The 26660-nt window shown below is 67.7% G+C and carries 25 protein-coding genes, 2 tRNA genes and 2 pseudogenes; 15 read left to right on the forward strand and 14 right to left on the reverse strand.

All coding sequences use genetic code 11. The features are described 5' to 3' along the window. Positions 1 to 27 precede the first annotated feature (27 nt). Positions 28 to 780: an enoyl-CoA hydratase gene (locus tag G6N46_RS10525; protein ID WP_064860142.1), complete on the forward strand. Its 753-nt coding sequence runs from the start codon at positions 28 to 30 to the stop codon at positions 778 to 780. On the opposite strand, the gene G6N46_RS10530 is transcribed toward G6N46_RS10525, so the two are convergent. The 3 genes from G6N46_RS10530 to pdhA are packed head-to-tail and all read right to left on the reverse strand — an operon-like array spanning position 781 to position 4131. Further along, positions 781 to 1980 carry a dihydrolipoamide acetyltransferase family protein gene (locus G6N46_RS10530; RefSeq protein WP_073696755.1) on the reverse strand — a complete coding sequence of 400 codons (1200 nt, stop codon included), beginning with the start codon at positions 1978 to 1980 and terminating at the stop codon, positions 781 to 783. Then, positions 1977 to 3032, reverse strand: coding sequence for an alpha-ketoacid dehydrogenase subunit beta (locus G6N46_RS10535; protein ID WP_073696756.1), 1056 nt, complete (start codon positions 3030 to 3032; stop codon positions 1977 to 1979). Before G6N46_RS10535 ends, G6N46_RS10530 begins: the two co-directional genes overlap by 4 nt. A 1-nt stretch (position 3033) precedes the next feature. Beyond that, the gene (gene pdhA / locus G6N46_RS10540; protein WP_061006780.1) at positions 3034 to 4131 is read right to left on the reverse strand and encodes a pyruvate dehydrogenase (acetyl-transferring) E1 component subunit alpha; all 1098 of its coding nucleotides are present in this window, start codon (positions 4129 to 4131) and stop codon (positions 3034 to 3036) included. Positions 4132 to 4606: 475 nt separating this feature from the next. On the opposite strand from pdhA, the gene G6N46_RS10545 reads away from it, so the two are divergent. Further along, a complete protein-coding gene (locus tag G6N46_RS10545) occupies positions 4607 to 6853 on the forward strand; it encodes a sensor histidine kinase (protein WP_073696757.1) in 2247 nt (748 codons plus the stop codon). Continuing rightward, the gene (locus G6N46_RS10550) at positions 6828 to 7505 is read left to right on the forward strand and encodes a LuxR C-terminal-related transcriptional regulator (RefSeq protein WP_138248356.1); all 678 of its coding nucleotides are present in this window, start codon (positions 6828 to 6830) and stop codon (positions 7503 to 7505) included. Before G6N46_RS10545 ends, G6N46_RS10550 begins: the two co-directional genes overlap by 26 nt. A 6-nt stretch (positions 7506 to 7511) precedes the next feature. On the opposite strand, the gene G6N46_RS10555 is transcribed toward G6N46_RS10550, so the two are convergent. From G6N46_RS10555 to G6N46_RS10575, 5 genes are read right to left on the reverse strand one after another with little or no spacing between them, the layout of a single operon-like run. Continuing rightward, entirely contained in the window at positions 7512 to 8318 is an 807-nt protein-coding gene (locus tag G6N46_RS10555; RefSeq protein WP_138248355.1) for an HpcH/HpaI aldolase/citrate lyase family protein, read from the reverse strand. Beyond that, positions 8318 to 8806 carry a MaoC family dehydratase gene (locus G6N46_RS10560; RefSeq protein WP_061006775.1) on the reverse strand — a complete coding sequence of 163 codons (489 nt, stop codon included), beginning with the start codon at positions 8804 to 8806 and terminating at the stop codon, positions 8318 to 8320. The genes G6N46_RS10555 and G6N46_RS10560 overlap by 1 nt, the downstream gene beginning before the upstream one ends. Next, a complete protein-coding gene (locus G6N46_RS10565; RefSeq protein WP_138248354.1) occupies positions 8803 to 9966 on the reverse strand; it encodes an acyl-CoA dehydrogenase family protein in 1164 nt (387 codons plus the stop codon). Before G6N46_RS10565 ends, G6N46_RS10560 begins: the two co-directional genes overlap by 4 nt. Further along, on the reverse strand, positions 9963 to 11942 hold the full coding sequence (locus G6N46_RS10570; protein ID WP_138248353.1) for an acetyl/propionyl/methylcrotonyl-CoA carboxylase subunit alpha: 1980 nt from the start codon (positions 11940 to 11942) through the stop codon (positions 9963 to 9965). Before G6N46_RS10570 ends, G6N46_RS10565 begins: the two co-directional genes overlap by 4 nt. A 1-nt stretch (position 11943) precedes the next feature. Further along, complete coding sequence (locus tag G6N46_RS10575) at positions 11944 to 13506, reverse strand: carboxyl transferase domain-containing protein (RefSeq protein WP_133427312.1); 1563 nt, start codon at positions 13504 to 13506, stop codon at positions 11944 to 11946. Between the two features lie 92 nt (positions 13507 to 13598). Between G6N46_RS10575 and G6N46_RS10580 the strand changes: the two genes are divergently transcribed. Then, the gene (locus G6N46_RS10580; RefSeq protein ID WP_073696763.1) at positions 13599 to 14213 is read left to right on the forward strand and encodes an SACE_7040 family transcriptional regulator; all 615 of its coding nucleotides are present in this window, start codon (positions 13599 to 13601) and stop codon (positions 14211 to 14213) included. A 66-nt stretch (positions 14214 to 14279) separates the two neighbouring features. After that, entirely contained in the window at positions 14280 to 14942 is a 663-nt protein-coding gene (locus G6N46_RS10585; RefSeq protein WP_064860260.1) for an MmpS family transport accessory protein, read from the forward strand. Here the strand turns inward: G6N46_RS10585 and G6N46_RS10590 are convergent. Beyond that, the gene (locus tag G6N46_RS10590) at positions 14939 to 16240 is read right to left on the reverse strand and encodes an MFS transporter (protein WP_064860261.1); all 1302 of its coding nucleotides are present in this window, start codon (positions 16238 to 16240) and stop codon (positions 14939 to 14941) included. The two genes, G6N46_RS10585 and G6N46_RS10590, sit on opposite strands and share 4 nt — an antisense overlap. A 33-nt stretch (positions 16241 to 16273) precedes the next feature. On the opposite strand from G6N46_RS10590, the gene cmrA reads away from it, so the two are divergent. Next, positions 16274 to 17080 carry a mycolate reductase gene (cmrA, locus tag G6N46_RS10595; protein WP_064860262.1) on the forward strand — a complete coding sequence of 269 codons (807 nt, stop codon included), beginning with the start codon at positions 16274 to 16276 and terminating at the stop codon, positions 17078 to 17080. Positions 17081 to 17099: 19 nt separating this feature from the next. On the opposite strand, the gene G6N46_RS10600 is transcribed toward cmrA, so the two are convergent. Continuing rightward, on the reverse strand, positions 17100 to 18683 hold the full coding sequence (locus G6N46_RS10600; protein WP_135356549.1) for a helicase HerA-like domain-containing protein: 1584 nt from the start codon (positions 18681 to 18683) through the stop codon (positions 17100 to 17102). Positions 18684 to 18763: 80 nt separating this feature from the next. Here G6N46_RS10600 and orn point away from each other — a divergent pair, with 80 nt between their 5' ends. The 3 genes from orn (at position 18764) to G6N46_RS10615 (ending at position 20174) form a co-directional block, all read left to right on the forward strand. Further along, on the forward strand, positions 18764 to 19393 hold the full coding sequence (gene orn, locus G6N46_RS10605) for an oligoribonuclease (RefSeq protein ID WP_061002188.1): 630 nt from the start codon (positions 18764 to 18766) through the stop codon (positions 19391 to 19393). Positions 19394 to 19443: 50 nt separating this feature from the next. Beyond that, positions 19444 to 19516, forward strand: a tRNA-His gene (locus G6N46_RS10610). A gap of 88 nt (positions 19517 to 19604) precedes the next feature. Then, positions 19605 to 20174, forward strand: a complete 570-nt coding sequence (locus G6N46_RS10615) for a GNAT family N-acetyltransferase (protein ID WP_163692715.1) — start codon at positions 19605 to 19607, stop codon at positions 20172 to 20174. Between the two features lie 2 nt (positions 20175 to 20176). Here the strand turns inward: G6N46_RS10615 and G6N46_RS10620 are convergent, their stop codons facing one another. After that, complete coding sequence (locus tag G6N46_RS10620; protein WP_064860264.1) at positions 20177 to 20530, reverse strand: nuclear transport factor 2 family protein; 354 nt, start codon at positions 20528 to 20530, stop codon at positions 20177 to 20179. Between the two features lie 462 nt (positions 20531 to 20992). Further along, positions 20993 to 21065 (reverse strand) — tRNA-Lys (locus tag G6N46_RS10625). 397 nt (positions 21066 to 21462) lie between these two features. Between G6N46_RS10625 and G6N46_RS28255 the strand changes: the two genes are divergently transcribed. Then, positions 21463 to 21627 carry a hypothetical protein gene (locus tag G6N46_RS28255; protein WP_165605581.1) on the forward strand — a complete coding sequence of 55 codons (165 nt, stop codon included), beginning with the start codon at positions 21463 to 21465 and terminating at the stop codon, positions 21625 to 21627. A gap of 9 nt (positions 21628 to 21636) precedes the next feature. On the opposite strand, the gene G6N46_RS10630 is transcribed toward G6N46_RS28255, so the two are convergent. After that, positions 21637 to 21861: a DUF3618 domain-containing protein gene (locus G6N46_RS10630; RefSeq protein ID WP_020102269.1), complete on the reverse strand. Its 225-nt coding sequence runs from the start codon at positions 21859 to 21861 to the stop codon at positions 21637 to 21639. Positions 21862 to 21952: 91 nt separating this feature from the next. Here G6N46_RS10630 and bcp point away from each other — a divergent pair, with 91 nt between their 5' ends. The 5 genes and pseudogenes from bcp (at position 21953) to G6N46_RS10655 (ending at position 25238) form a co-directional block, all read left to right on the forward strand. Further along, positions 21953 to 22426, forward strand: coding sequence for a thioredoxin-dependent thiol peroxidase (gene bcp, locus G6N46_RS10635; RefSeq protein ID WP_029119327.1), 474 nt, complete (start codon positions 21953 to 21955; stop codon positions 22424 to 22426). Positions 22427 to 22590: 164 nt separating this feature from the next. Then, entirely contained in the window at positions 22591 to 22815 is a 225-nt protein-coding gene (locus G6N46_RS10640) for a hypothetical protein (RefSeq protein ID WP_138248352.1), read from the forward strand. A gap of 453 nt (positions 22816 to 23268) precedes the next feature. Next, positions 23269 to 23680, forward strand: a pseudogene (locus tag G6N46_RS10645) (class II aldolase/adducin family protein); the annotation flags it as partial. An 85-nt stretch (positions 23681 to 23765) separates the two neighbouring features. Further along, complete coding sequence (locus tag G6N46_RS10650; protein WP_163692511.1) at positions 23766 to 24077, forward strand: hypothetical protein; 312 nt, start codon at positions 23766 to 23768, stop codon at positions 24075 to 24077. A 97-nt stretch (positions 24078 to 24174) separates the two neighbouring features. Further along, positions 24175 to 25238, forward strand: a pseudogene (locus G6N46_RS10655) (IS630 family transposase). A gap of 9 nt (positions 25239 to 25247) precedes the next feature. On the opposite strand, the gene G6N46_RS10660 reads toward G6N46_RS10655, so the two are convergent. After that, positions 25248 to 26576, reverse strand: coding sequence for a dipeptidase (locus G6N46_RS10660; RefSeq protein WP_138248340.1), 1329 nt, complete (start codon positions 26574 to 26576; stop codon positions 25248 to 25250). Positions 26577 to 26660 lie beyond the last annotated feature (84 nt).

Here is a 26660-nt window from a genome sequence, read left to right on the forward strand (position 1 = left end):
TCGAAACACAGGCCATAGGCTGAGGTTGTGTCCGATCTCGTACTGACGCAGGTCATCGACCGCGTCGCACTCATCACGGTCAACGATCCCGACCGCCGCAACGCGGTGACCGCGGAGATGTCCGCCGGCCTGCGCGCCGCCATCACCGCCGCCGAGGCCGATCACGGTGTGCACGCCGTGGTGGTGACGGGCGCCGGCAAGGCGTTCTGCGCGGGCGCCGACCTCACCGCGTTGGGCGCCGCCACTGTCAACGGCCTGCGGGTCATCTACGACGGCTTCCTCGCGGTGGCCGACTGCACGCTGCCGACGATCGCCGCGGTGAACGGCCCGGCCGTCGGAGCCGGGCTCAACCTCGCTCTCGCCGCCGACGTCCGGATCGCCGGACCCGGGGCGGTCTTCGACCCACGGTTCCAGAAACTCGGGATTCACCCGGGCGGCGGCGCGACCTGGATGCTGCAGCGGGCCATCGGCCCCCAGGCCGCGCGGGCGGCGCTGCTGTTCGGCATGAAGTTCGACGCCGACGCCGCCGTGCGGCACGGCCTGGCGCTTGAGGTCGCCGACGACCCCGTCGCCGCGGCATTGGCCCTGGCCGCCGGTCCGGCCTCGGCGCCCCGCGAGGTGGTGTTGGCGACCAAGGCGTCGATGCGCGCGACGGACCACCCCGGCGTGCTGGACCACGAGCAGCACGCGAAGGCCGTCGACATCGAGATCGTCCCGCAGGCGGCGTCGATCGAGTCACCGGAATTCGCCGCTCGCTTGGCTGCTGCCAAGCAGCGGTGATCAGGCGTCGAGGAGCGCCAGTTCGGGCGCCTCGATGAGGGCCCGCAGTTCACCGAGGAACGCGGCCGCCCCCGCGCCGTCGGCGATCCGGTGGTCGAAGGCACAGGTGAGCGTCATGGTCGGCCGCGCCACCACCGCACCGTCACGCACGACAGCACGGGGTTTGAGCGTGCCCATCCCGAGGATCGCCGCCTCCGGATAGTTGATGACGGGTACGCCCTCGTCCAGGCCCAGCGCCCCGAAGTTCGACACGGTGAACGTCGAGCCATGCAGTTCAACGGGTTTCAGCGTGCCGTCGCGCGCGGAGCGGATCAGCCCGTCCACTGCCCAGGCCAGTTCCCGCGTCGAGAGGCGTTCGGCGTCCCGGACCACCGGCACCAGCAGTCCACGTGATGTCGCGACGCCGATGCCCAGGTGCACCGATTCGTGGAGATGAACGCTCGCGCCGTGTTCGGCCGGCACCCAGGTGGCGTTGAACTCACGGTGGTGCCGCAACGCGATGGTCAGCAGCCGCAGCGTCAGCACGAACGGTGTGACGGTGGCATCGGCACCGGCGAGGGTGTCGCGAACCCGGAGCAACTCGGCGCAGTCCACCTGAACCGATGCATGTGCATCCGGTATCTCCTTGCGTGACACCGCCATCCGGCGCGCCATCTCGGCCTGCACGCCGCCGACGGGAATCAGGTCGGCGTCGGCGGTCTGGTGCGCCGAGGCCAGCACGTCCTGGCGCGTGACGATGCCGTTCGGGCCCGACGGCGCCACTCCGGTCAGGTCAACGTGCAGGTCTGCCGCCAGCTTGCGCACCCGCGGTTTGGCCCGGGGCCGGCGGCGGGTGGTGTCGAGATCAGCATCCGCGCCGTACCCGACCAGCACGGGTTTGCGTTGCGGCGCCTGCTCTTTCGGGTCATCGGTCGCCGGCTCGTCGACGGTCGGCTCGGATGCAGCCGCCGCCGACGCGTCGGTGGCGATGCGGACCAGCACGGCGCCCACCGCGAGCGTCTGCCCCTCTGCCCCACCGAGTTCGGTCACCACACCGGCATACGGACTGGGTATCTCCACGGCCGCCTTGTTGGTCTCGACGGTGCACAACACCTGATTGAGTTCGACGGTGTCCCCCACCGCCACCGCCCAGGACGTGATGGTCGCGTCTTCCAGCCCTTCACCCAGGTCGGGGACCAGGAAATCGTGTGTTGCGGTCATGGCTGACTCATCGCCTTGTGCACGCAATCCAGCAGCCGGTCGACACCGGGCAGCCACAGTTTCTCCAGCCGGGCCGGCGGATAGGGCGTGTCAAATCCGGTGGCGCGCAACACGGGTGCCTCCAGGTCATAGAAGAGTTCTTCGGAGATCCTGGCGGCCAGTTCGGCGCCGAACCCCAGGGTGCGCGGCCCCTCGTGCATGACCACCGCGCGTCCGGTCTTCCGGATCGAGGCCGCGATGGTGTCGAAGTCGAGCGGGTTCAGCGACCGCAGGTCGATGACCTCCAGATCATGGTCGTCCGCCAGATCGGCTGCCGCCAAGGCGGTGTCGACGAGCGAGCCGTAGGTGATGACGGTGACGTCGCGGCCCGTGCGCCGTACCGCAGCCTGCCCGATGGGTGGCGCGGGCACGCTGGTGTCGAGTTCACCTTTCGTCCAGTAACGGCGTTTGGGCTCCAGGAAGATCACCGGGTCACGGGACGAGATGGCCTCGCGCAGCAGCCAGTACGCGTCCGAGGGCGTGGACGGGATGACGACCTTCAACCCGGCGGTGTGCAGCCAGTACGACTCGGTCGACTCCGAATGGTGTTCCACCGCACCGATACCGCCGAACGACGGGATGCGGATGGTCACCGGCATGTCGACATCGCCATGGGTACGCATCCGGTACTTCGCGAGGTGGCTGACGATCTGGTCGAACGCCGGGGCCGCGAATCCGTCGAACTGGATCTCGGGTACCGGCACCATGCCACGGATCGCCATGCCGATGGCGATGCCGACGATCGCCGACTCCGCCAGCGGCGTGTCGAAACAGCGGGCTTCCCCGAAGGTTTCGTGCAGACCATCGGTGACGCGGAAAACCCCGCCGAGTTTCGCGACGTCCTCGCCGAACACCAGCACCCGGTCATCGGCGGTCATGGCGTCGCGTAACGCGCGGTTGATGGCCTGCACCATCGACACTGTGGTCACCGTGGCGATTTCCCCCGCGGGCCGTCTCGGCTCGTCGGGCTCCGCGTCACCGGACCACGACGGTCGCTCGATGAGCTGCGTCATGTCAACCCTCCCAATCCAATTCGGCCAGCAACGCGTCGCGCTGCCGGGCCAGCTCGGGTGTGATGTCGGCGTAGACGTTGTCGAACATGTCCGCGACGTCGAAGTCCGGCGCGGTCAGAACCGCCTCGCGCAGGTCGGCGCGGAGCCGGCGGGAGCGGTTCTCGACGTGCTCCTGCAAGCGGGGCGTCCACACTCCGACCTGCTCCAGGTACGCCCGGTAGCGCGCGATGGGATCGCGTGCCTCCCAGTACTTCAGCTCGTCGGGGTCGCGGTAGCGGGTCGGGTCATCGGACGTGGTGTGTGGACCCATCCGATAGGTGACGGCCTCGATCAACGTCGGCCCGTCGCCACCGCGGGCGCGTTGCGCCGCCTCGGACATCACCGCGTAGCAGGCCAGCACATCGTTGCCGTCGACTCGGACGCCGGGCATGCCGTAGCCGATGGCGCGATGCGCGATCGACGGTCCCGCCTGCTGATGACGCACCGGCACGGAGATGGCCCACTGATTGTTCTGCACGAAGAACACACACGGCGCGGACGTGACGGCCGCGAAGTTGAGCGCTTCGTGCATGTCGCCTTCGGAGGTGCCGCCGTCGCCGACGAACGCCACGGTCACCGAGTCTTCGCCGAGCCGTTGTGCGGCCATCGCGGCGCCGACGGCGTGCAGACCGTGCGACCCGATGTCGATCGAGATTGGCGCACAATGTTTCTCGGTGAAGCCCAGACCGCCGTGCCAGCGGCCCCGCCACACCGCGCTGATCTGGGCCGGCGTGATGCCGCGGACCAGCAGGGCGCCGAGCTCCCGGTACTGCGGGAACAGCCAGTCGGTCTTGCGCAGACATGCTGCCGCGCCCACCTGTGCGGCTTCCTGACCGCGGCACGAGGCGAACAACGCAAGTTCACCCTGCCTCTGCAGATTGACGAATTCGACGTCGAGGTCGCGGGTGAGGACCATCTCCTCGTACAGCCAGCCCAGTGTTTCGGGCGGCAGGTCGCGGCGATATCGCTCGTCGGAGGTGGGCGCGCCGTCGGGCGCGATGAGTTGCACGGGCTCAAGGTCCACCCGGTTGTCCAGGCCAGGGACCGACACGTCAGCCATACCGCCTCCTTCCGGTGACGGCATGTTCGGCCGTCAGTCCGCGAGAAGCTCAGCGCGGTGGCGACCAGGGCAACCCTCAGGTGGTGAGGGTCGCCGGCCGATGCCGGGGTGTGGCATCAGTCGGATGATCCGCTCTGCTCGCCGCAGTGCTGGGGCATCACCGCCATTATGCGCCCGGAGGCCATCTGGCCGCGGTTATCGCAGGTAACAGACTGGCGACGTGTCGGACCGGCCGGCGCCGGTCGGCGGCAATACGGCCGACTTGTAGCCCGAACGTATGAATTCATTGTTATTTGTGCTGGTGACACGCTCATCGGCCCGAAGTCTGTCGTTGCCGCGTGCTAAAACCGTCGCATCATCAACGTGGCAGCGCCAGAAGCGAGAAACGATGAGACGTCCGAACCGCGCCGGCCCCTACGTCGCCCGGGCCTCAGCCGTACCAGGCCCCTGACCGCACCCGTACGTCAGCCACATCATGTTTGACACCGGTACAGGCGCCGCACGCCGCAACTTCCTCGAGCACACGATGCACGTCAGTGTGTTCCTGCGGCACGGCGGGGCGCTGGTGGTGTACGCCGTCGTGCTGGTCTCGGCGCCCCGGATCAGCGTGGCCGGCGTCGTCTTCGCCGGGCTGGCCGGCGCCTGGTCGCTGTACCGGCTGCTGACCCGCTCCGCGACGCCGCGCATCATCGCGATCGACTACGCCGTCACGCTGGCCGCGTGCCTGGTCCTGCCCGTCGCGGCAGCCGACGATCAGGTGTGCCCGTCGACCTGCGCGCCGATCACCATTGCCGGTACGGCCATCGCGAGCTTCACGGTGTTCGAACCCCTGCTCAACATCGCGATGACCGCCGGTGTCGTGGCGGCGCTCGCGGCGGGCGCGGCATCGGTCGATGGGGTGCACGACCCCGGTCAATGGGTCAACGTCTACTACTTCGCACTGCTGTGGGTGGCGGCGACACTGATCCGCGTCCTGACGGTGCGCGTCGCCGAAAAAGTCGATGTGGCCCGCGCCGAGCGCCTCGCCGTCGAGCTCCGCCAGAAAGTCAATGCCGCCGTGCGCGATTACGACCGCGAGCAGATGCGGCTGCTCCACGACACCGTCGCCTCCACCCTGCTGATGGTGGGCACCGGCACCGCCTTGTCGCCTGCGCGCGTCGCCGCCCAGGCGCGCCGCGATCTTCGCGTCTTCACCGAGACCACCCAGGCTCCCGTACCCCCGGCCGATCTCGTTGCCGCCCTGCGTGATCACGCCACCCACACCACGACGCCCGTGAGCTATGCCGGTGTCACCGCGATGTGGGTGGACGGTGCGACAGCGGCGACCATCGCAGCCGCCGCGCGCGAAGCCCTCACCAATGTCGACCGGCATTCCGGCGCCACCGCCGTCACCATCACCGTGCATCCCGGACGGATCCAGATCACCGACGACGGGTGTGGATTCGATCTCACCCGGCCGACGCGGGGACACGGCATCGCCGACTCCATCGTCGCCCGTATGCAACAGCTCGGCGGCGTCGCCGAGATCAGCACGCTGCCCGGGCAGGGCACCACGGTCGAATTGTGTTGGCCCACTGCAGCATCGGCCAGCGCCACGCCGGCACCCGACCCAGAGCGGCTCATCGAGCGCGCCCATATGGGATATGGGCTGGGGTTGGTCGCCTACGGGCTGGTGAACCTGCTGGTGACCGCCCCCGCGTCCGTGAGCTTCGCGGCGTATCCCCAGCTGCAACGGTCCCTCATCGTCGTCATCACGGTCGCGACACTGGCGGCGATCCCCCGGGTGATGGGCCGGACCAATCCGCGGGCCCGGTTCGGCATCGCAGCCCTGGTGATCGTTGCTCTGGTGCAGTCGCTCTCGATGCCGATCTATGACCTCGACCCGCAGTTGCAGTGGGCCCAAGGTGCGATCGGCTGGTGCGTGCTGCCGCTGCTGCTCAGCGTGCGGCTGAGGTATGCGGTGGGCGTCCTGGTGTGGTGCTGGGTGGTGCCCGGCGTCTACGCGATCATTCGGGATCCGTCGGTCCACACCATCGTCGACCTCGGATACGACACGGCGAGCGTCCTCGTCGCCCAACTCTGCGCTCTGGTTGTGGCCGACATGATCCGGCGGTCCGCGGCCGCTGCGTCTGCCGAGACCGAGAGCCACATGCGCCTGATCGCCGCGGCGCACATCGCCGACGCAGTACAGGAGGAATACGACCGCCGCTACGCGGACCTCGCCGCCACCATTCAGCCCCTGCTGTCCGGCCTCGCCGACGGTGCACCGGTCGACGCCGAGACCCGGAGTCGCGCGCAACTCGAATATCAGCGGCTGCGTACCCTTTTCGACCAGTCATCCAGCTTCGAGCACGTACTGCTGCGCGAGCTGCGCCCCCGCGTCGACGCGGCCCAGAATCGCGGCATCGCCGTTTCCGTCGACGTCCAGGGCACGCTGCCGGCCATGGATGTGCCCACCGCGCGGCGGCTGGCCCGGCTCGTCGACCAGGTTCTGCACGCCGCCGCCGCACCGGCCCGCATCACCGTGACCGCCGAAACGGCTGCCGTCGAACTCAGCGTCATGTGTCACCGCGCGCGCCACGCCGAATTGCCGACGAAATCCAGTGTCGGCGACGAAGATGAATTCGACCTGACCACCCTCGATGACACGGTGTGGATCACCGTGCGCCACCCACTCCCAGGAAGACCCACCGAACATGTCCGCGCCGGCCAATCCACCTGAGCCCCTGGCCATCGCCGTTGTCGATGACCACGACGTCATCCACACCGGCGTCTCGGCGTGGTGTGCCCAGGCCGACCCACCCATCCGCGTCGCGTCCGACCACCTCGACGCCGAGTCGTTCCTGGACGTCTACCCCAAGGCCGACGGCCAGTTGGCGGCGGTCATCCTGGACCTCGAATTGCGCAGCCGCCAGCCCGATTTCGACGCCGTCGCCGCCATCGTGGACGCGGGACACGCGGTGATCGTCTACTCGCACCTGGAGAACGCCGAGGTGATCCTGCGGTGCCTTGCCATCGGCGTGGTCACCTATCGCGCCAAGAGCGAAGGGCAGGGCCACCTCATCGAGGCCATCCGCGCGGCCAGCACCCACGAGCCGTACGTCGGTCCGCGGATGGCCGCGGCCATCTGCTCGGACACCGACTCCGGCCGGCCTGGCCTCACGCGGCGCGAACGCGAAGTGCTCAAAGCGTGGTTTCAGACCGAGAGCAAGGACATCGTCGCCAAGCGCCTGCACCTCGCGCCGACGACCGTCCGGACCCACCTGCAACGCGTCCGCGCCAAGTACGCCGCCGCGGGGCGGCCGGCAGCCACCAAGGCCCAACTCGTCGCCCGCGCCGTGCAAGACGGCATCCTCAGCGTCGAAGACCTGTAGCTCCCGCTACGGCGCCAGTGCGACGATCCGCTCGGCGCGGCGCAGCACCGGCATGTCGACCATGAGACCGTCGTACTGGAACACGCCGCGCTCGCGGGTCGCGGCATCGAGTACCGCACGCGCCCAGGCGATCTCCTTCTCGGTCGGCGCGTAGCCGTCCCGGATGACCGCGACCTGCGTCGGGTGGATGGCCACCTTGGCGTCGAATCCGACGGCCACGGCATCGTCGACCTCGGCCCGCAGGCCATCGAGGTTCTTGATGTCCAGGTAGACCGAGTCCAGCGCGAGCTTGCCAAAGGCCTTGGCCGCCAACAACGACTGCGACCGGACATGCTTGGCGACGTCGCGGTAGCTGCCGTCGGGCCAGCGGTTCGCGGTGCCGCCGAGCACGGCGAACAGGTCCTCGGCACCCCACATGACGGCATAGGTGTTGTCGACCCGGGCGGTCTCGGTGACGGCGAGCGCGCCGAGCGGGGTCTCGACCAGCACCACCACGTCCAGCGGCGCCAGGGCCCGAACCTGTTCGGCTGATTCGGTTTTGGCGAGCATCACCGTCGTGTACGGCGTCTTGGCCAGCGCCGCCAGATCCAGCGGGTGATCGGCGGTGTCCGACGGGTTCAGCCGCACGACCGTGTGCGCCGGGTCCAGCGGGGTGTCGATCAGTGCCTGACGCGCGGCCGGCCGGTCCTTCGCGGCGCAGCCGTCCTCCAGGTCGAGGATCACCACATCGGCTGCGGCGGCGGCCTTTTCGAACCGCTCGGGCCGGTCCGCCGGGCAGAACAGCCAGCCGGGTCCCGGAGACTCGAGCGCCATCAGACCGCGTCCGCCGGACGCTTACGCACCATGGTCTTGCGTGTCGCCGTGGCGACGATGTCGCCGTGCTGGTTGCGACCGGTGTGGGCGAAGGTAACGATGCCCTCCCCCGGCCGGCTCTTGGACTCGCGCTTCTCGATGACCTCGGACTCCGCGTAAAGCGTGTCGCCGTGGAAAAGCGGCCTGGGGAAGGCGATGTCGGAGAAACCGAGGTTCCCGACGATCGTGCCCTGCGTCAGCTGGGCCACCGAAAGGCCGACGAGCGTGGACAGCGTGAACATCGAATTCACCAGCCGCGCATGGAACGGCGGCAATGCGTCGGAGAACGCGGCGTCCAGGTGCAGCGCCTGCGTGTTCATGGTCAGCGTGGTGAACAGGACGTTGTCAGCTTCGGTGATGGTGCGGCCGGGCCGGTGTTGGTAGATGACGCCCGGCTGGAACTCCTCGTACCAGAGCCCGCGCTGCTCGATGATCCGCTTCTCGGTCACAGCCCGGCCTCACGCGCGATCAGCATCAGCTGAACTTCCGTTGTGCCCTCACCGATTTCGAGGATCTTCGAATCGCGGTAGTGCCGGGCCACCGGGTACTCGTTCATGAAGCCGTAGCCGCCGAACACCTGGGTGGCGTCGCGGGCGTTGTCCATCGCGGCCTCACTGGCGATCATCTTGGCGATGCAGGCTGCCTTCTTGAACGGCTTGCCCGCCAGCATCAGCGCGGCGGCGTCGTAGTACGCGGTGCGGGCGACGTGTGCGCGGGCTTCCATGCGGGCGATCTTGAAGGCGATGGCCTGGTAGCCACCGATCTTGCGGCCGAACGCTTCCCGTTCCTTCGAGTACTTCACGCACTCGTCGACGCAGCCCTGCGCGACACCGACCGACAGCGCGGCGATGGCGATGCGGCCCTCGTCGAGGATGCGCAGGAAGTTGGCGTAGCCGCGGCCACGGTCACCGAGCAGGTTCTCGGCCGGCACGCGGACGTCGTCGAAGCTCAGCGGGTGGGTGTCCGAGGCGTTCCAGCCGACCTTGTCGTAAGCGGGTTCGGCGGTGAAGCCCGGCGTCGGCACCGGAACCAGGATCGCCGAAATCTCCTTGTGCCCGCCGGGCAGTTCGCCGGTCACGGCCGTCACGGTCACCAGTTTGGTGATGTCGGTCCCGGAGTTGGTGATGAACTGCTTGGAGCCGTCGATCACCCAGCTGTCGCCGTCCAGCTTGGCGGTGGTCTTGGTGGCGCCGGCATCGCTGCCACCGCCGGCCTCGGTCAAGCCGAAGGCGCCCAAGGCCTTTCCGCTGGCCAGTTGCGGCAGCCATTCCTGCTTCTGCGCCTCGGTGCCGAAGCGGTACACCGGCATGGCGCCCAGGCCGACACCGGCCTCGAGCGTGATGGCGACGCTCTGGTCCACCTTGCCGAGTTCTTCCAGGGCCAGGCACAGCGCGAAGTAGTCGCCACCCATGCCGCCGTACTCCTCGGGGAACGGCAGGCCGAACAGACCCATCTCGGCCATGCCGTCGATGACCTTGTACGGGAACGTGTGGTCCTTGTCGTGCTGGGCGGCCACCGGCGCGACGACCGTCTGCGCGAATTCCCGAACCGTCTTGGCCAGCTCGGCGTAGTGGTCCGGCAGGGTGCCGGTCGAAATGAAGTCGCTCATTTGGTCTCCTCGGTTGCTGCGATAATCCGGGCCAGCGGCTGGCCCACTTTGACCTGATCGCCCACGGCGACAAGCAATTCCACGGTGCCGTCGACCGGCGACGACAACGCGTGTTCCATCTTCATGGCCTCGACGGTGACGACGACGTCACCACTACTCACCGTCGCGCCGTCCTCGACGCCCACGGCCACAACAGATCCCGGCATCGGGCTGACGATCTCGGCGTCACCGCTGTGTTCGTCGTCGGCGCGGACCGGGGCCTCGCGCACGTCCTCGATGACGGTCGTGCGGCCGGCGCCGGCCAGCCACAACCGGTGGTCCTCGACGGCGGTCAGATATTCGGTGCGCAGCCCGTCGACCGTGACGATCAGCCGGTCACCGGCCAACGACGCTGCCACGCTGCGTGATTCGCCATCCTCGATGCGCGCCGTGGCGCCGGCGGGCGTTCCGGTGAGGTGCACGTGGTCGGTGCGGTCGCCGGCCCGCAGCCGGATGGTGGTCGGTGCATGCTCGCCCACCCGCCAGCCGGTCGGGGTGGCCCACAGCTCACCGGCGTCCAACCAGCTGTGCAGCCAGCGGTACGCGGCCGCGGCGATGAACTCGTCGTCGCCGGCCTGGGCGGCGACATAGTCACCGGTGCGGCGGTCCAGCAGACCGGTGTCGAGACGCCCGGCGATGACGTCCTCGTCGGCCAGCAGGAACCGCAGGAAGTCGATGTTGGTCCCGACACCCAGCACGGCGGTGTCTGCCAGCGCCCGGTCCAGGCCACGCCGCGCAGACTCCCGATCCGGCCCGTACGCAATGATTTTCGACAGCATCGGGTCGTAGTCGCTGCCGATCACCGAGCCGGCCCGGATACCGGAATCGACCCGGGCATCGGCGGGTTCGGCCAGCGCCAGCACGGTGCCGCCCGTGGGCAGGAAGTCGTGCGCCGGGTCTTCGGCGTACACACGGGCCTCGATGGCGTGGCCGGTCATGGTGATGTCGTCCTGGGCCACCGGCAGCGCCTCGCCGGCCGCCACCCGCACCTGCAACTCGACCAGGTCGATGCCCGTGACCAGCTCGGTGACGGGGTGCTCCACCTGCAGGCGGGTGTTCATCTCCATGAAGAAGAACTCGTCCGGCCGGTCGGCGGAGACGATGAACTCGACGGTGCCCGCGCCGCGGTAGTCGACGCTGCGCGCCGTGTCGCAGGCGGCCGCACCGATCCGTGCCCGCGTCGCCTCGTCCAGCACCGGCGAGGGGGCCTCTTCGATGACCTTCTGGTGCCGGCGCTGCAGGCTGCACTCACGCTCGCCCAGATGCACGACGTTGCCGTGGCTGTCCGCGACGACCTGGACCTCGATATGCCTGGGGTTCAACACGAATCGTTCCAGGAACAAGGTGTCGTCACCGAACGCCGACGCCGCCTCGCGGCGGGCCGAGGCCAGCGCGGCGGGCAGCTCGGCGGCCGAATGCACCACGCGCATACCCTTGCCGCCACCACCGGCGGACGGCTTCACGAGGACCGGGAAGCCCACTTCGGGAGCGCCGGTGATGAGCTCGTCGTCGGTCAGGTTGGGGCGCGAAATACCGGGAACCACCGGCACGCCGAACGCCGACACCGCCGCCTTGGCGGTGATCTTGTCGCCCATGGTGCCGATGGCCTTGGCCGGCGGCCCGATGAAGACGATGCCCGCGTCGTGCAGGGCTGCGGCGAATTCGGCGTTCTCCGAAAGGAATCCGTAGCCCGGGTGCACGGCCTGGGCGCCGGTGCGCCGGGCCGCGTCCACGATGGCCGGGATGCTCAGGTAGCTCTGGCGGGCCGGGGCCGGGCCGATGTTCACCGCGACGTCGGCCTCGAGCACGTGCCGGGCACCGGCGTCGGCGTCGCTGAACACCGCGACCGAACGAATCCCCATGGCCCGCAACGTCCGGATGACGCGGACTGCGATCTCGCCACGATTGGCGACCAGGACAGTATCGAAGGTCTTCATCTCACATCCTGAACACGCCGTAGGACACAGGCTCGAGCGGAGCCTGCGCGACAACTGAAAGAGCCAGTCCCACCACGGTTCTGGTGTCCGCCGGGTCGATGACGCCGTCGTCCCAGAGCCGGGCCGTCGAGTAGTAGGGGTTGCCCTGGTCCTCGTATTGCTGGCGGATCGGCGCCTTGATGGCCTCTTCCTCCTCCGGAGTCAGGTCACCGCGGACGGTGGCCAGCACCGAGGCGGCCTGCTCGCCGCCCATCACCGAGATGCGGGCGTTGGGCCACATCCACAGGAAGCGCGGCGAGTACGCGCGGCCGCACATCGAGTAGTTGCCGGCGCCGTAGGAGCCACCGATGACGACGGTCAGCTTCGGCACCCGCGCGCACGCCACCGCGGTGACCATCTTGGCGCCGTGCTTGGCGATGCCGCCGGCCTCGTAGTTGCGGCCCACCATGAAGCCGGAGATGTTCTGCAGGAACAGCAGCGGTACCGACCGCTTGTCGCACAGTTCGATGAAATGTGCGCCCTTCTGGGCGGATTCGCCGAACAGCACACCGTTGTTCGCGATGATGCCGACAGGGTGGCCGTGGATGCGGGCGAAACCGGTCACCAGCGTGGTGCCGTATTCGGCCTTGAATTCGGTGAATTCGCCGCCGTCGACGATGCGGGTGATCACCTCGTGCACGTCATACGGCACCTTCGAGTCGATCGGCACGACGTCGTAGAGCTCGCTCTGGTCACACACCGCGTCCACCGTCGGGGCGACGTCCCACGGCGCCTGCGCGCGCGGCCCGAACGTCGAGGCGATGCGGCGCACGATGCGCAGTGCGTCGCGGTCGTCGTGCGCCAGGTGGTCGGTGACGCCGGAGATCTTGGAGTGCAGGTCGCCACCGCCGAGGTCCTCGGCCGAAACCACTTCTCCGGTAGCGGCTTTCACCAGGGGCGGGCCGCCCAGGAAGATGGTGCCCTGGTTGCGGACGATGACGGCCTCGTCGCTCATCGCGGGGACGTACGCGCCACCGGCGGTGCAGGAGCCGAGGACCGCGGCGATCTGCGGGATGCCCCGCGCCGACATGTTGGCCTGATTGAAGAAGATGCGGCCGAAGTGTTCGCGGTCGGGGAACACCTCGTCCTGGCGAGGCAGGAACGCGCCGCCGGAGTCGACGAGATACACGCACGGCAGCTGGTTCTGGCTGGCGATCTCCTGTGCCCGCAGGTGCTTCTTGACCGTGATCGGGTAGTACGTGCCGCCTTTCACCGTCGCGTCGTTGGCGACGATCATGCATTCGCGGCCCGACACCCGGCCGATGCCGGCGATCATGCCGGCGCCCGGGCATTCGTCGTCGTACATGCCACCCGCGGCCAGCGGTGCGATCTCCAGGAACGGACTGCCCGGGTCGAGGAGCCCGTTGACCCGGTCGCGCGGCAGCAGCTTGCCGCGACCGACGTGGCGTTCGCGGGAGCGCTCGGATCCGCCCAGGGCAGCGACGGCCAGCCTGTCCTTCAGATCGGCCACCAGCGCCAGGTGCTGCTCGCGATGCGATACCCGTTGGGAAACGCTCGGCGACATCGTCGCTCCATTTCACTTGAGTTAATGGCGAATAACCGAACGCGATGTTAGTCTCCATTAACTGAGTTGTCCAGACCGGGTTGGAGGTGTCCATGACGGCATCAGCGTCAGACGCCGAAACACCGCGCAGCCGAGCCAAATCCGACCGGCGCGGCCAACTCGTCGCCGCCGCCGAACGGCTCATCGCCGAACGTGGCTTCCTCGCCGTCCGCCTCGAGGACATCGGCTCCGCGGCCGGAATCAGCGGGCCCGCGATCTACCGCCACTTCCCCAACAAAGAAGCGCTCCTGGTCGAGCTGCTGGTGAGCGTCAGCGCCCGCCTGCACGAAGGGGGACGCGCGGTGGTCGCCGGCACCGACGACCCCGCCGACGCGCTCGACGGCCTCATCGAGTTCCACCTCGACTTCGCGCTCAACGAATCCGACCTGATCCGGATCCAGGACCGCGACCTCAACAACCTCCCCGACGCCGCCAAGCGGCAGGTGCGCCGCTCGCAGCGCCAGTACGTCGAGATCTGGGTCGACGTCCTGCGCCGGCTCGACCCGTCACGCAGCGAAACCGACGCCCGCACCATGGCGCACGCCGCGTTCGGGCTGCTGAACTCGACGCCGCACAGCGTCACCGCGGGCGGTGCCCGCAAGCAGGAGGAATCCTCGCGCGCGGTGCTGCGTGCCATGACCGTCGCCGCGCTGGCTCCGCACCGCTGACCCGGCCGCTGGAACGTCCCCACGGTCCACCGCGCGCCGCAGGTACCCTGCAAACATGAGGTGGGCATGACCGGATCGCGCGACGACGGGCTGGACGCCACCAAGAAACTCCCGGCCATGCCGACGGCCGGCTACCAGACCGACGCCTTCACCGATCCCTACGGTGTCACCGCACCGCCGAAGGTCCGCCGCCACAAGTGGCTGTTCCCGCTGGCCGGCGCGGTGCTGATCCTCGCCCTCTGCTCGGTGATCGCGCTGGTCATCGTCAACAGTTCCGAACAACAGACCCTCGTCGCCCCGCCGCCACTGCCGGTCCCGACGCAGGATCCGATGTCATCGTCGACGACTGTGACCACCACCACGACGCCCGAGAGCAGTGAGCCCAGCGAAGCCGTCAGTCCCCCTGCCGCGGCCGCGCCGCCGGACGCCGAAAGCGGTGACACCGAAGCCGTGCTGTACGCCGTGATCGGCAAAGGTCGTGCCGTGAGCATCACGTACGTCGACACCGGCGGGGTGCTGCAGACGGAGTTCAACGTGCCGCTGCCGTGGACCAAAGAGGTGCAGCTGAACCGCCCGGCGGCACGCTCGGCGAGCGTGAGCATCGTCAACGCCGGACGCGGCATCGCCTGCACCATCTCGGTCGACGGCACCCAGATTCAGCAACGGGAAGGCGCCGGCCTCACGGTGTGCCGGCAGGCCGGCAAACGCGGCCGCGGCCACGGGGCCTAGCGCCGCGCCGGCACCTTCACCAACAGCATCCCGACCAGTCCGATCCCCAGGACCGTGCACAGGCCGCCCAGGCCCGCGCGCGTCGTCGCGAAGATGTCGATGAACATCGAGAACAACCACGGCGACAGCACGTGCGCCGCCCGGCCCGTGGTCGTGTAGAGCCCGAAGGCCACACCCTCCTTGCCGTCCGCCGCGATGCGGAGCATCAGGTTCCGCGACGCCGACTGGGTTGGGCCCACGAACAGGCACAGCGTCAGGCCGCAGATCCAGAAGGCCAGCGGCCCGGACAGGAACATCAGCGTGATGCCCACCGCGACCATCGCGGTCAACGAGCCCACGATGACGCGCTTGGAACCGATCCGGTCGTCGAGCATGCCACCGAGCGCCGCGCCCAGTGCCGCGATGGTGAACGCACCGGCCCCGAACAACGGCACGCTCGTCGGCGCCAGCCCGTAGACGCTGACGCCCACCACCGGGCCGAAGATCGAGATACCCGTCAGGCCGTCACGGAAGATGGCACTCGAGAGCAGGTAGTAGACGACGTTGCGGTCACGTCGCCACTCCCCGACGACCTCCGTCCACAACCTGCGGTAGGCGCCGAAGAATCCGACGGCCGGGGTGCCGTCGTGCGGCGGCGACTTCACCGTCAGCAGCAACGGCAGCGCGAAGATGACGAACCACGCCGCGGCCGCCAGGACCGCGTACCGGTCCGGTTTGCCGTCCGAGTTCGGCACATTCAGGAGCCCGAGGGTGTCGCCGCTGCCGGACTTGAGCCCCACGAAGACCAGGAGCAGCAGCACGACACTGCCGAAAAACCCTGCCGCCAAGCCGAATCCAGAGACGCGGCCCGACGTCAGCGGCGTCGACAACTGGCGCAGCATCGCGTTGTACGGGACGGTCGCCAAGTCCATGCACGCCGCCGTGGCGGCCAACAACGCCAGGCCGATCCACAGGTAGTGGTAGTCGGGCTTGATGAACGTCATCGACGCCGTCAGCACCACCACGGCGCCCGTCAGCGCCGCGAGCGCGCGCCGCCGCCGGTACGCGGCGTCGACCATCACGCCCGTCACCGGCGCCAGCAACGCCACCGCGATGCCCGCCACCAGCACCGCGCGCCCCAGCCAGCTCTCCGGCGTCGTCGACCCGGGCAGCCCTTTGCCGACCTCGGAAATGAGATAGATGTTGAAACCGAAGGTCGTCACGATCGCGTTCACGCCCGTGGCACCGGAGTCCCACAGTGCCCAGGCGGCAACGCGACCCCGGCCGACGGGCGGGATACCCGCCCCGGGGCTACTCATGCGCCCACTCTATTGGTCCCTACGATTGCACCCATGCCTGTACCCGCTCCCAGTCCCGACGCCCGCGCCGTCGTCACCGGCGCCTCTCAGAACATCGGTGAAGCGCTGGCCGCCGAACTCGCCGCCCGCGGCCACCACCTGATCATCACGGCCCGCCGCGGCGACGTGCTGGCCGAGGTCGCCCAGCGCATCACCGACAAGTACGGCGTCACCGTCGAGGTCCGGGCTTGCGACCTGACCGACCCGGCCGACCGCGACAAGCTCTGCGCGGAACTGGCCGAGCGCAACATCTCGATCCTGTGCGCCAATGCCGGCACCGCGACGTTCGGCGCCGTCGCCGACCTGCCTGCCGAGGGTGAGAAGGCCCAGGTGCAGCTCAACGTGCAGGGCGTGCACGACCTGGTGCTCGCCGTGCTGCCCGGCATGATCGCGCGCAAGGGCGGCGGCATCCTGATCTCCGGTTCGGCCGCGGGCAACTCGCCCATCCCGAACAACGCGACCTACGCCGCGTCCAAGGCCTTCGCCAACACCTTCAGCGAGTCGCTGCGCGGCGAGCTCAAGCCGCACGGCATCAACGTCACGCTGCTGGCGCCCGGACCCGTGCGCACCGAGCTGCCCGACCCGTCCGAGCAGTCACTCGTCGAGCGTCTGATCCCCGACTTCCTGTGGATCGACACCGAGTACACCGCCCGGATTTCGCTGGACGGTCTGGACAAGAACAAGATGCGCGTCGTGCCCGGTCTGACCTCGAAGGCCATGTCGGCCGCGAGCGGCTACGCCCCGCGCGCGATCGTCGCGCCCATCGTCGGCGCCGTCTACAAGAAGCTCGGCGGGTCGTAAAGCCGGCCGCCGCGCCGACCTACCTCCGGCGGGTCGTGCCGAACAGGCTGCGAGTGATCTCGCGGCCTGCCACGGTCGCCGCCGACCGCAGGAAGCTCTTGAACGCCGAGCTCTGCAGCACCTCCGACACCATGCCGGGTCCTTCGGCCTCCACCTCGACGCGTCCGGATGCGGTGAGATCGGGCTCTTCGGCCGGTACGGGAGCGGGAACCGCGTCCGGGGCCGCGGGCGGCGCATCGGCCGGGGCCGGCTGCGCAGAAAGCCGCTCGAAGGCCGAGTCGCGGTCGACCGTCGGCCCATAGGTCGCCTGCAACGGGCTGGCCTTGGCAGCGGCGGCAATGGCGTCGGGTCCGATGGTGCCCATGAGCGACCGCGGCGCGCGCAGCCGGGTCCACGCCACCGGGGTCGGCGCACCCACCTCGGACAACACCGTGACGACGGCCTCGCCGATCCCGAGCGACGTCAGCGCCGACTCCAGGTCGTAGACCGTCGACTTCGGGTACGTCCGCACCGTCTTGGTCAGGGCCTTCTGGTCATCGGGAGTGAAGGCGCGAATCGCGTGCTGGACGCGCGCACCCAGCTGGCTGAGCACGTCGTTGGGAATGTCGGTCGGCAGCTGGGTGCAGAAGAACACGCCGACGCCCTTGGAGCGGATCAGCTTGACGGTCTGCTCGACCTGGTCCAGGAACGCCTTGGACGCGTCGGCGAACAGCAGGTGCGCCTCGTCGAAGAAGAAGACCAGCTTCGGCTTGTCCGCGTCGCCGATCTCGGGCAGCGTGGTGAACAGGTCCGCCAGCACCCACATGAGGAACGTCGAGAACAACACCGGGCGGGCGGCCTGGCTACCCAGCTCCAGCAGCGTGATGATGCCGCGGCCCTGCGGGTCCAGACGCATCAGGTCCTCGGGCTTGAGTTCGGGCAATCCGAAGAACGTGTCTCCACCCTCGGCCTCGAGGTTGATCAGCGCACGCAAGATCACGCCCGCGGTGGCCGGAGACACCGCACCCAGCGCCTTGAGCTCCTCTTTGCCCTCATCACTGGTCAGGAACTGGATGACGCCGCGCAGGTCCTTCAGGTCATCGAGGAGCAGACCTTTCTGGTCTGCCCAGTGGAAGATGAGCCCGAGCGTCGACTCTTGGGTCTGGTTGAGCCCCAACACCTTCGACAGCAGGATGGGCCCGAAGCTGGTGACGGTCGCGCGCACCGGGACGCCCGCACCCGTCGTCCCCAGCGACAGGAACTCGACGGGGAACGCGGTCGGTGTCCAGTCGTCGCCGGTGTCTTTCGCCCGCTGGGCGGTCTTGTCGCTGGCCGCGCCGGGCTGCGCGAGCCCGGACAGGTCGCCCTTGACGTCGGCCATCACGACAGGCACCCCGGCCGTCGACAGCTGCTCGGCGATGACCTGCAGCGTCTTGGTCTTGCCGGTACCGGTCGCGCCGGCGATCAGGCCGTGACGGTTGATGGTGGCGAGCGGAATCTTGACCTGCGCGGCGGGATCGACGGCCCCGTCGACGACCACGGCGCCGAGGTTCAGGGCCTGGCCGGTGACGTTGTAACCAGCGGCGATCTGCTGCGCGGGGGATGCACTCGAGTCAGTCGTCATGCGCCTGACCCTACTTCGTCGGGTCGCTGGTAGCCGGGTATGGACACCCGGTTGAGCGCCTGGGAATAGTCTGGAACACCGTGCGTGACGAACTGGTATGGATCGACTGCGAGATGACGGGGCTGGATCTCAAGTCCGACCGGCTCATCGAGATCGCGGCATTGGTCACCGACAGCGACCTGAACGTGCTCGGCGAGGGCGTCGACGTGGTGATCCACACCGACGACGCCGCTCTCGACGGCATGGCCGATGTGGTGATGAAAATGCACACCCGCTCGGGCCTGATCAACGAGGTGCGGACCTCGACGGTCACCCTCGAAGAGGCCGAGCAGATGGTGCTGGACTACATCCGCGGCCACATCGGGCAAGCGAAAACCGCTCCCCTGGCCGGTAATTCGATCGCCACCGATCGCGGCTTCATCGCCCGTGACATGCCGCGTCTGGACGACTTCCTGCACTACCGGATGATCGACGTCAGCTCGATCAAGGAGCTGTGCCGCCGCTGGTACCCGCGCATCTATTACGGGCAGCCGGACAAGGGGCTCGCGCACCGCGCACTGGCCGACATCCACGAATCCATCCGCGAGCTGAAGTACTACCGCGGCACCGCGTTCGTGCCCGCGCCCGGCCCGTCTACCAGCGAAATCGCGGCCGTCGCCGGCGAGTTGGGGCCGCCGACGAACGACGCGGTGGAGACCGATTCGGCTTAGCGGGCCCAAGCGGTTAGTATCTACGACGCTGCTCCTACAGAGCGGCGATGGTGGCTGTAGTTCAGCTGGTAGAGCACCAGGTTGTGATCCTGGGTGTCGCGGGTTCGAGTCCCGTCAGCCACCCCGAGGTAGAACATCGCCTCACCCGCACAGCGGGTGGGGCGATGTTTGTTTTCCAGGTCGTTCTCACCCGGCTGGCACAGTGGTGCGCGTGGATGATGCGATCGAGTTGCGAGCGTCCAGTCTCGAAGGGCCGCGAGTCCGCCTCCGCAAGGCGCGCGACAGCGACGCCAAGGGTCTGATCGAAACGCAGACCGACGAACGGGTGCGCCGGTATCTCGGTGGCCCGCGGCCCGTCAACGAAGTGCGCGCCGTGCTCGAAGGGGTCGGTGCCGCAACGCTATTGGAAGCCCCCGGCTGCTACATCGCGACGGCTGCGGATTCCGACGAGATGCTGGGGACGGTGACGCTGAGCCGCCGTCGCAACGACGTTCCCGGCCATCTGCACCCCGACGGCGACGAACTCGAGCTGAGCTACGTCTTCCGTCCGCACGCCTGGGGTCAGGGGTATGCGAGCGAAGCCGCGCGGCTGTTGCTGCGATACGCGGCCGGCGAGCTGGACGATCAACCTGTCGTGATCATCACCCAGACCGCCAACCGCCCCTCGCTGCGACTGGCTGAGCGCCTCGGGTTCAGTGTGGTGGCGACGTTCGAGCAGTACGACGCCGAACAAGCGCTGGCGACCGCTCAGCTGGCCGCGTTCCTACACACCGAGGTCTAGGTTCAGCCCGGCACCTGGTCCAGGAAGCCGTGCACCGACCGGATGCGGCCGTCGGCGTCCGTGGCCAGCACGTCGAACCCGACGATGGGCGGCTGCTCCCCCTCCGGCCCCAGGCCCCACTGAAAGCGGGCCTGGTTGTGGTGGCTGTCGGGGCCACTGACGAGCGAGAAGACGAATCCGGGGAATTGGGTGTGTACGGCACCGATCACGCCGGAAATGGCGTCGTGACCCGTGACGTCGGCCATCGGATCGGTGTAGGACGCCTCGGGCGTCCAGTGGTCGTCGAGCAGCGCCTTCCGCTCAATCGGGTCGGTGGCGTTCCAGGTCTTCAGGTACGCGGTGACGATGTCGTTCATGCTGACCTCTTTCGTGTCGGGGTGGTCAGCTCAAAGCTTGGCGGCCGTAGCGCGGCAAGTCGATTACGTGGCAGGTAATGATGTTCTGCTGCTTGGGTTTTCGTCGATGGCGGCCACCGTGGGCGTCCGCAGGCCGGCGTTGAGCCTGCGGGTCGGGCGTAAAAGGCCGGGTAGCGGAGGCCCACAGCGCAGGGTCGAGCCAAGGCCACCGTTGACCCTGCAGCTACGGCGCAGAAGGTCGCGTAACCAAGACCCACACCGCAGCGTCAACCCAAGACCGGCGCTCACCCTGCAACCAGGGCACAAAAGGCCGAGTAGCCGAGCCCCACAGCGCAGCGTCAACCCAAGACCGGCGCTCACCCTGCAACCAGGGCACAAAAGGCCGAGTAGCCGAGCCCCACAGCGCAGCGTCAACCCAAGACGACGAAAGCCCCCTCCCGAAGGAGGGGGCTTTCGCAGCTGTGCGCCGTCAGGGTTTCGAACCCCGGACCCGCTGATTAAGAGTCAGCTGCTCTACCAACTGAGCTAACGGCGCGCGAGAGAGACATTAACAGCCCGATGGCTGCAGGGTGAAATCGTATGGTCAGCGCTGTTTACGACACCTCTACCCGGGGTATGAACACCCTGCCGAGAAGCTGGGCTGCCCTGAAACCGGCCCGCGCTGTCACCAACATCACACCCCGACGGCCCGCTCGGCCGCACCGGCCCGAAATCGCCACGAGCGTCGGCCGATTCGCCACGTCACCGTTGCCACTACACACCTGCCACAGTGGTGTATAGCGACATGATCGTCAATAGCGGCTGGCGTCGACAGATCGATGAAAATCTGATGGACCTGCAATTTTGGAACAAGCAGCCCGAAAACAAAGTTAGCTGAAACCGCGTATGATGGTGTAGAAATGTAGGTGACGATAACTGAGGGGAGTTAGCTGATGACACCGATCGCCGGTGCGACCTACGCAGCGCCGAGCGCCGACGTTGCGACAGCAGCTGACGACGCCCTGGTCATCGTCCATAACTGCACCCGACTGGGCCGGGTGGCGAATCCCCCGCGCAGCTGGCTGCCAGGCTGGCTGACACCGCGTCGCGGGAACTAGAAAGTCGGGTTATCCGCGGATCTTGCGGATAACCACCACCAGCACCACGACGCCGAGTCCGGCGAACGTTGCGATCACCGCCGGCTTGGACGCGATCGCGATGGCCTTGGCCTTCGCGTCATCGGCCAGGCGCTGCGGGTTTGCCCGCTCCGCGAGGGCGTCAACCGTCAACGCCAACTGATCGCGTGCACGATCGATTTCCTGCTTGATCTCGTCAGGATTCCGGTCAGCCACTTCAGCCCTCCAGCTCGGGTTGCTCCTTGGCGCTCTACCCTAGAGCAGCTTGCTGTAACAGCAACGCCTGGCCGACAGAAGGGACCTCCCGGTGGCACCGACCCCGCGACTCGAAGTGGGCGACAAAGCCCCCGCATTCAGCCTGCCCGACGCCGACGGCAACACCGTGAAGCTGTCGGACTACAAGGGCCGCAAGGTCATCGTCTACTTCTACCCGGCAGCCTCGACGCCGGGTTGCACCAAGCAGGCCTGCGATTTTCGCGACAGCCTGGCCGAACTCAATGAGGCCGGCCTCGACGTCATCGGCATCTCCCCCGACAAGCCCGAGAAGCTCGCCAAGTTCCGTGACAACGAGGGCCTGACCTTCCCGCTGCTGTCGGACCCCGACCGCAAGGTGCTGACCGCCTACGGCGCCTTCGGCGAGAAGACGATGTACGGCAAGACCGTGCAGGGCGTCATCCGGTCGACCTTCCTCGTGGACGAGAAGGGCAACATCGAGGTCGCGCAGTACAACGTCAAGGCCACGGGCCACGTCGCCAAGTTGCGGCGGGATTTGTCGGTCTGAGTCTTTCGCGTCACCGCCGGTTCCTGGCGCGGCGAGCCCGCGCCGGGAACCGGGTGGCGTCCCGCCCAACCACGTGTGACATCCGCGTGGCCATTCGGGCAATCGTTGTCGTCACCGGTGTTCCGTCAACAGCCGCAGATGCGTTCAGGTGCAAGACTTTTGGCGTGACGCACAACATTCACATTCGCACCGTCGACAGCAGCATCCAGTACCCCAACGCGCTGAGCTATGGCGAGAAGGACCAGATTCTCTGGGTCCAGATCGGCGACCACGCCGACAGCTCCGACACCATCTACTTCAGCCCGTCCTACTGGCAGCAGTACACCGTGGACCCCCACAGTGAAGACCCGCTCGATCTGGAATTCGACGAAGACGAGGACGACGAGTAGAAGTCCGGCACCCGGAGGCACGACGTTTCGTACCCCCGGGCGCAACGGATAGGACGGGTGCCGACTTCGATCACCCGTCCGCCCCTCTCTGGCACTGCTTAGCGGCACGACGGTGCACGACTCGCTGGAGCACCGGCTGCGTACCGGCAGCCGGATCGTCGCCGACAGCAGTCCGCCTCTTCTGTGTCTACGTCGAACTGATCGGCTCGGCGACGCTGGCGCTCGACGAACTGTGCATACACCTGCTCACCCAGGACGTGTCCAAGAAACTGCTGCCCGAGCGGCTCATCGTGGTCGACGAGCTGCCCGGGTCATCGGGCGGCACGTCGCCAAAGGCCAACTGCGCGAGTATATTCGAGCCTGGACGGGAGACGGACATGACCGCGCCGCGCGGCCTCGAAGTGGGCACCATCCGTGACGCCGATCGGCGTCGACCTCACCCATGAGCAGGCCATGGCCGCCGCCCTCCGGCACCTCGCGACCATCGGCTTCGCCGAGAACCTGGCCGGGCACATCACCTTTCAGCCTGACGGCCAGACCGACATGTACGTCAACCCGTGGGGTCTGTGGTGGCAGGAGGTCACGGCGTCCGACATCTGCATGGTCGACGAAGATGCCCGCGTGCAGCGGGTTCGCTGGGACGTCACCCCGGCCATCCACATCCACACCGAGCTGCACCGCGCCCGCGCCGACGCGCGCGTGGTGATCCACAACCACCCCTACTACGTGTGCTGCTGCGCTGGGCCGGCTCCCAGGCCTCGTACACCAGACAGGCTCGTTGTTCCCGGACGACCTCTGCCTGGTCGACGAATACGACGGCGAGGTCGGCAGTCCCTCCCGCGCAGCCGAATTGGCGGGTCACATTGACCACATGCCCAGTTACCGCTCGATGTACGGCACCTGGGAACGGCTCGGCGAAAAGCTCGCGCCGGCCGCGGTTTTCACCCAGCGTGGTGGCGACCCTTCCCCCCATCGCCGGCCTCTACGACGACCTGGTGACATTGCGGGATCAACTGAACGGCGGCAAGGCCACTGGCAATTCGGGGCTTGCGATTGCGGGTGCCGTTAGTGCCTTGGTCGACCTCGTCCAGCTTGCACCGGGAATAGCGAACGGGAACATTGGCGACTTCGTCCATGGTCTTGGCGACGTTGCCACGATAACGATCGCCGTCGAATCATTCACGCGTGACGGCCAGGCGGCAACGCTATTGCTTTCTGGAGCGGACGTCGCGGTAACCGCGCTCGGGAACCTCTTCAAGTAGGCCGGCCGCAACGGATCTAGTGGTGTGTCTCGTAAATAAGTAGTCGTATGTTTGTTATTCTGTCCGGGTGAGTGCATCACCAGCAGCGGCCTTGCCAATGACGCCGGCCGAGCGTGAAACGTTGGAGAAGCTGGAACGGTCGCACACTGCGCCGCATCAGCAGGTGCTGCGGGCGAAGGTGCTGCTGATGGCCGCCGACGGTGAGGCCAATACCCGGATCGCCGAGGAAGTTGGGGTGGCACCGGTGACGGTGCGCAGCTGGCGTGAGCGGTTCAGTCAGGACGGGCTTGCCGGGCTGGGCAAGATCCGGGTCGGGCGCGGCCGCAAGCCGTCGATTTCGGAGGAGACGATCGCCGAGATTGTGCGGTTGACCACGACGACAACTCCCGATGGTGCCACGCATTGGTCATGTCGCACGATGGCCAAGCGAGTCGGGGTCAGTTCGGCTACGGTGCAACGGATTTGGTCCGACTTAGGTCTCAAGCCCCATCGGGTGGACACGTTCAAGGTGTCAGGGGATCCCAAGTTTGAGGACAAACTCATCGATGTGGTCGGGTTGTATCTGAATCCGCCCGAGCAGGCCATCGTGTTGTGCATGGATGAGAAGTCCCAGATCCAGGCGTTGGACCGCACCCAGGCGTCACTGCCGATGGTCAAGGGGCGGGCCGCCACCATGACCCATGACTACAAACGAAACGGCACCACTACGCTGTTCGCCGCACTGGACGTGCTGACCGGCACGGTGATCGGCCAATGCCTGCCCCGACACCGCCACACCGAGTTCATCAAATTCCTCAACACAATCGACCGCGAAGTTCCCCAGGGTTACAGGTCCACCTGATCTTGGACAATTACGCAACCCACAAGCACGTCGAGGTCACGAACTGGATGAAGCGGCACAAGCGGTTTCATTTCCATTTCACCCCGACCTCATCGTCATGGCTCAACCAGGTCGAACGGTGGTTCCGCGACCTGACCGACAAGAACCTACGCCGCGGTATCTTCGGCAGTGTGCCCGAGTTGATCGCCAGCATCGAGTCATACCTCAACGCCCACAACGCCGATCCCAAGCCCTACGTGTGGACGGCCACCGCCGAATCCATCCTCGCCAAAGTTCGCCGCGCACGCACCAAACTCCAACAAGTAGTCAACCAAAACTGAGACACACCACTAGCGCGCGAGTGCGTCCAGCAGCAGCGCCTCGGAGATCGCGGCCTTCTCCAGTACACCCAGGTGCAGGCTCTCGTTGATGCTGTGCGCCTGCGTGCCGGGGTCTTCCACACCGGTCACCAGAATCGTTGCCTCGGGGAAGGTCTCGGCGAACTCGGCGATGAACGGGATGGACCCGCCCATCCCCATGTCGACCGGCGCGACGCCCCACGCGTGCGTGAACGCCGACCGGGCCGCGTCGTACACCGGTCCGCTGGCGTCGATGGCATACGGCTGGCCGACGTCGCCCGGCGTCACGGTGACCTTGACACCCCATGGCGCGTGGCTCTCGAGGTGGCGGGTCAGGGCGGCCAGATGCGCCAGCGCGTCGCCGCCCGGGGCGACGCGCATGCTGACCTTGGCCCGCGCCCGCGGAATCAGCGTGTTCGACGCCTTGGCGATCGACGTGGTGTCGATGCCGATGACGGTGATGGCCGGCTTGGCCCAAAGTCGTTGCACCACAGAGCCGGAACCGATCTGCTGCACGCCGTCGAGCATGCCGGTCTCGGCGGCGACCCACTCGGGCCCGCGGTCGACGTCCGCGGCGGTGCCCTCGTAGAGACCCTCGACCGCGACGTTGCCGTCGTCGTCGTGCAATGTGGCCAGCAACCGCACCAAAGCGCTCAGCGCGTCGGGCACCACGCCGCCCCAGATGCCGGAGTGCAGCCCGTGGTCCAGCGTCGCCACCTCGACGACGCAGTCGACCAGGCCGCGCAATGACACCGTCAGCGCCGGCATCTCGGTGCTCCAGTTGTCCGAATCGGCGATGACGATGACGTCGGCCGCCAGCAGCTCCTTGTGCGCACTCAGCAGAGCACCGAGAGAAGGCGAGCCCGATTCCTCTTCGCCCTCAACGAAAACCGTCACACCGACGGGCGGGTTGCCGCCATGGGCCCGCATGGCGGCCAGGTGCACGGCGATGCCGGCCTTGTCGTCGGCGCTGCCCCGACCGTAGAGCCGGCCGTCGCGCTCGGTCGGTTCGAAGGGTTCCGAGTCCCACTGCGCGGCGTCGCCCTCGGGCTGCACGTCGTGGTGCGCGTACAGCAGCACTGTGGGAGCGCCTTCAGGTGCGGGATGACGGGCGATGACGGCCGGCGCCCCGCCCTCCTGGACGATGTGCACCTCGCCGAAGCCCGCGTCGGACAACAGCTTTGCGGTCAGCGCGGCGCTGCGGTGCACCTCGGCGTGCCGGGCCGGATCGGCCCAGACGGACTGGATGCGGACCAGGTCCTCCAGGTCGGCACGCACCGACGGCAGCACCTCGCGGACAGCGGCGACGAGATCACTCATGGCGCCAAGGTTAGCCGGTCACCCTCAAGCACGAGCAGACGCAAAACTGTCGATTCCCACTAGGAGATCGACAGTTTTGCGTCT

This window comes from Mycolicibacterium phocaicum (assembly GCF_010731115.1).
Taxonomy (GTDB): Bacteria; Actinomycetota; Actinomycetes; order Mycobacteriales; family Mycobacteriaceae; genus Mycobacterium; species Mycobacterium phocaicum.

What these genes read in the sequence shown, in the direction of transcription:
- G6N46_RS10530 (WP_073696755.1), bottom strand. Translation starts at nt 1,980, where the DNA reads ATGACCGCAACACACGATTTCCTGGTCCCCGACCTGGGTGAAGGGCTG.
- G6N46_RS10535 (WP_073696756.1), bottom strand. Translation starts at nt 3,032, where the DNA reads ATGACGCAGCTCATCGAGCGACCGTCGTGGTCCGGTGACGCGGAGCCC.
- pdhA (WP_061006780.1), bottom strand. Translation starts at nt 4,131, where the DNA reads ATGGCTGACGTGTCGGTCCCTGGCCTGGACAACCGGGTGGACCTTGAG.
- G6N46_RS10545 (WP_073696757.1), top strand. Translation starts at nt 4,607, where the DNA reads ATGTTTGACACCGGTACAGGCGCCGCACGCCGCAACTTCCTCGAGCAC.
- G6N46_RS10550 (WP_138248356.1), top strand. Translation starts at nt 6,828, where the DNA reads ATGTCCGCGCCGGCCAATCCACCTGAGCCCCTGGCCATCGCCGTTGTC.
- G6N46_RS10555 (WP_138248355.1), bottom strand. Translation starts at nt 8,318, where the DNA reads ATGGCGCTCGAGTCTCCGGGACCCGGCTGGCTGTTCTGCCCGGCGGAC.
- G6N46_RS10565 (WP_138248354.1), bottom strand. Translation starts at nt 9,966, where the DNA reads ATGAGCGACTTCATTTCGACCGGCACCCTGCCGGACCACTACGCCGAG.
- G6N46_RS10570 (WP_138248353.1), bottom strand. Translation starts at nt 11,942, where the DNA reads ATGAAGACCTTCGATACTGTCCTGGTCGCCAATCGTGGCGAGATCGCA.
- G6N46_RS10575 (WP_133427312.1), bottom strand. Translation starts at nt 13,506, where the DNA reads ATGTCGCCGAGCGTTTCCCAACGGGTATCGCATCGCGAGCAGCACCTG.
- G6N46_RS10580 (WP_073696763.1), top strand. Translation starts at nt 13,599, where the DNA reads ATGACGGCATCAGCGTCAGACGCCGAAACACCGCGCAGCCGAGCCAAA.
- G6N46_RS10585 (WP_064860260.1), top strand. Translation starts at nt 14,280, where the DNA reads ATGACCGGATCGCGCGACGACGGGCTGGACGCCACCAAGAAACTCCCG.
- G6N46_RS10590 (WP_064860261.1), bottom strand. Translation starts at nt 16,240, where the DNA reads ATGAGTAGCCCCGGGGCGGGTATCCCGCCCGTCGGCCGGGGTCGCGTT.
- cmrA (WP_064860262.1), top strand. Translation starts at nt 16,274, where the DNA reads ATGCCTGTACCCGCTCCCAGTCCCGACGCCCGCGCCGTCGTCACCGGC.
- G6N46_RS10600 (WP_135356549.1), bottom strand. Translation starts at nt 18,683, where the DNA reads ATGACGACTGACTCGAGTGCATCCCCCGCGCAGCAGATCGCCGCTGGT.
- G6N46_RS10620 (WP_064860264.1), bottom strand. Translation starts at nt 20,530, where the DNA reads ATGAACGACATCGTCACCGCGTACCTGAAGACCTGGAACGCCACCGAC.
- G6N46_RS28255 (WP_165605581.1), top strand. Translation starts at nt 21,463, where the DNA reads ATGACACCGATCGCCGGTGCGACCTACGCAGCGCCGAGCGCCGACGTT.
- G6N46_RS10660 (WP_138248340.1), bottom strand. Translation starts at nt 26,576, where the DNA reads ATGAGTGATCTCGTCGCCGCTGTCCGCGAGGTGCTGCCGTCGGTGCGT.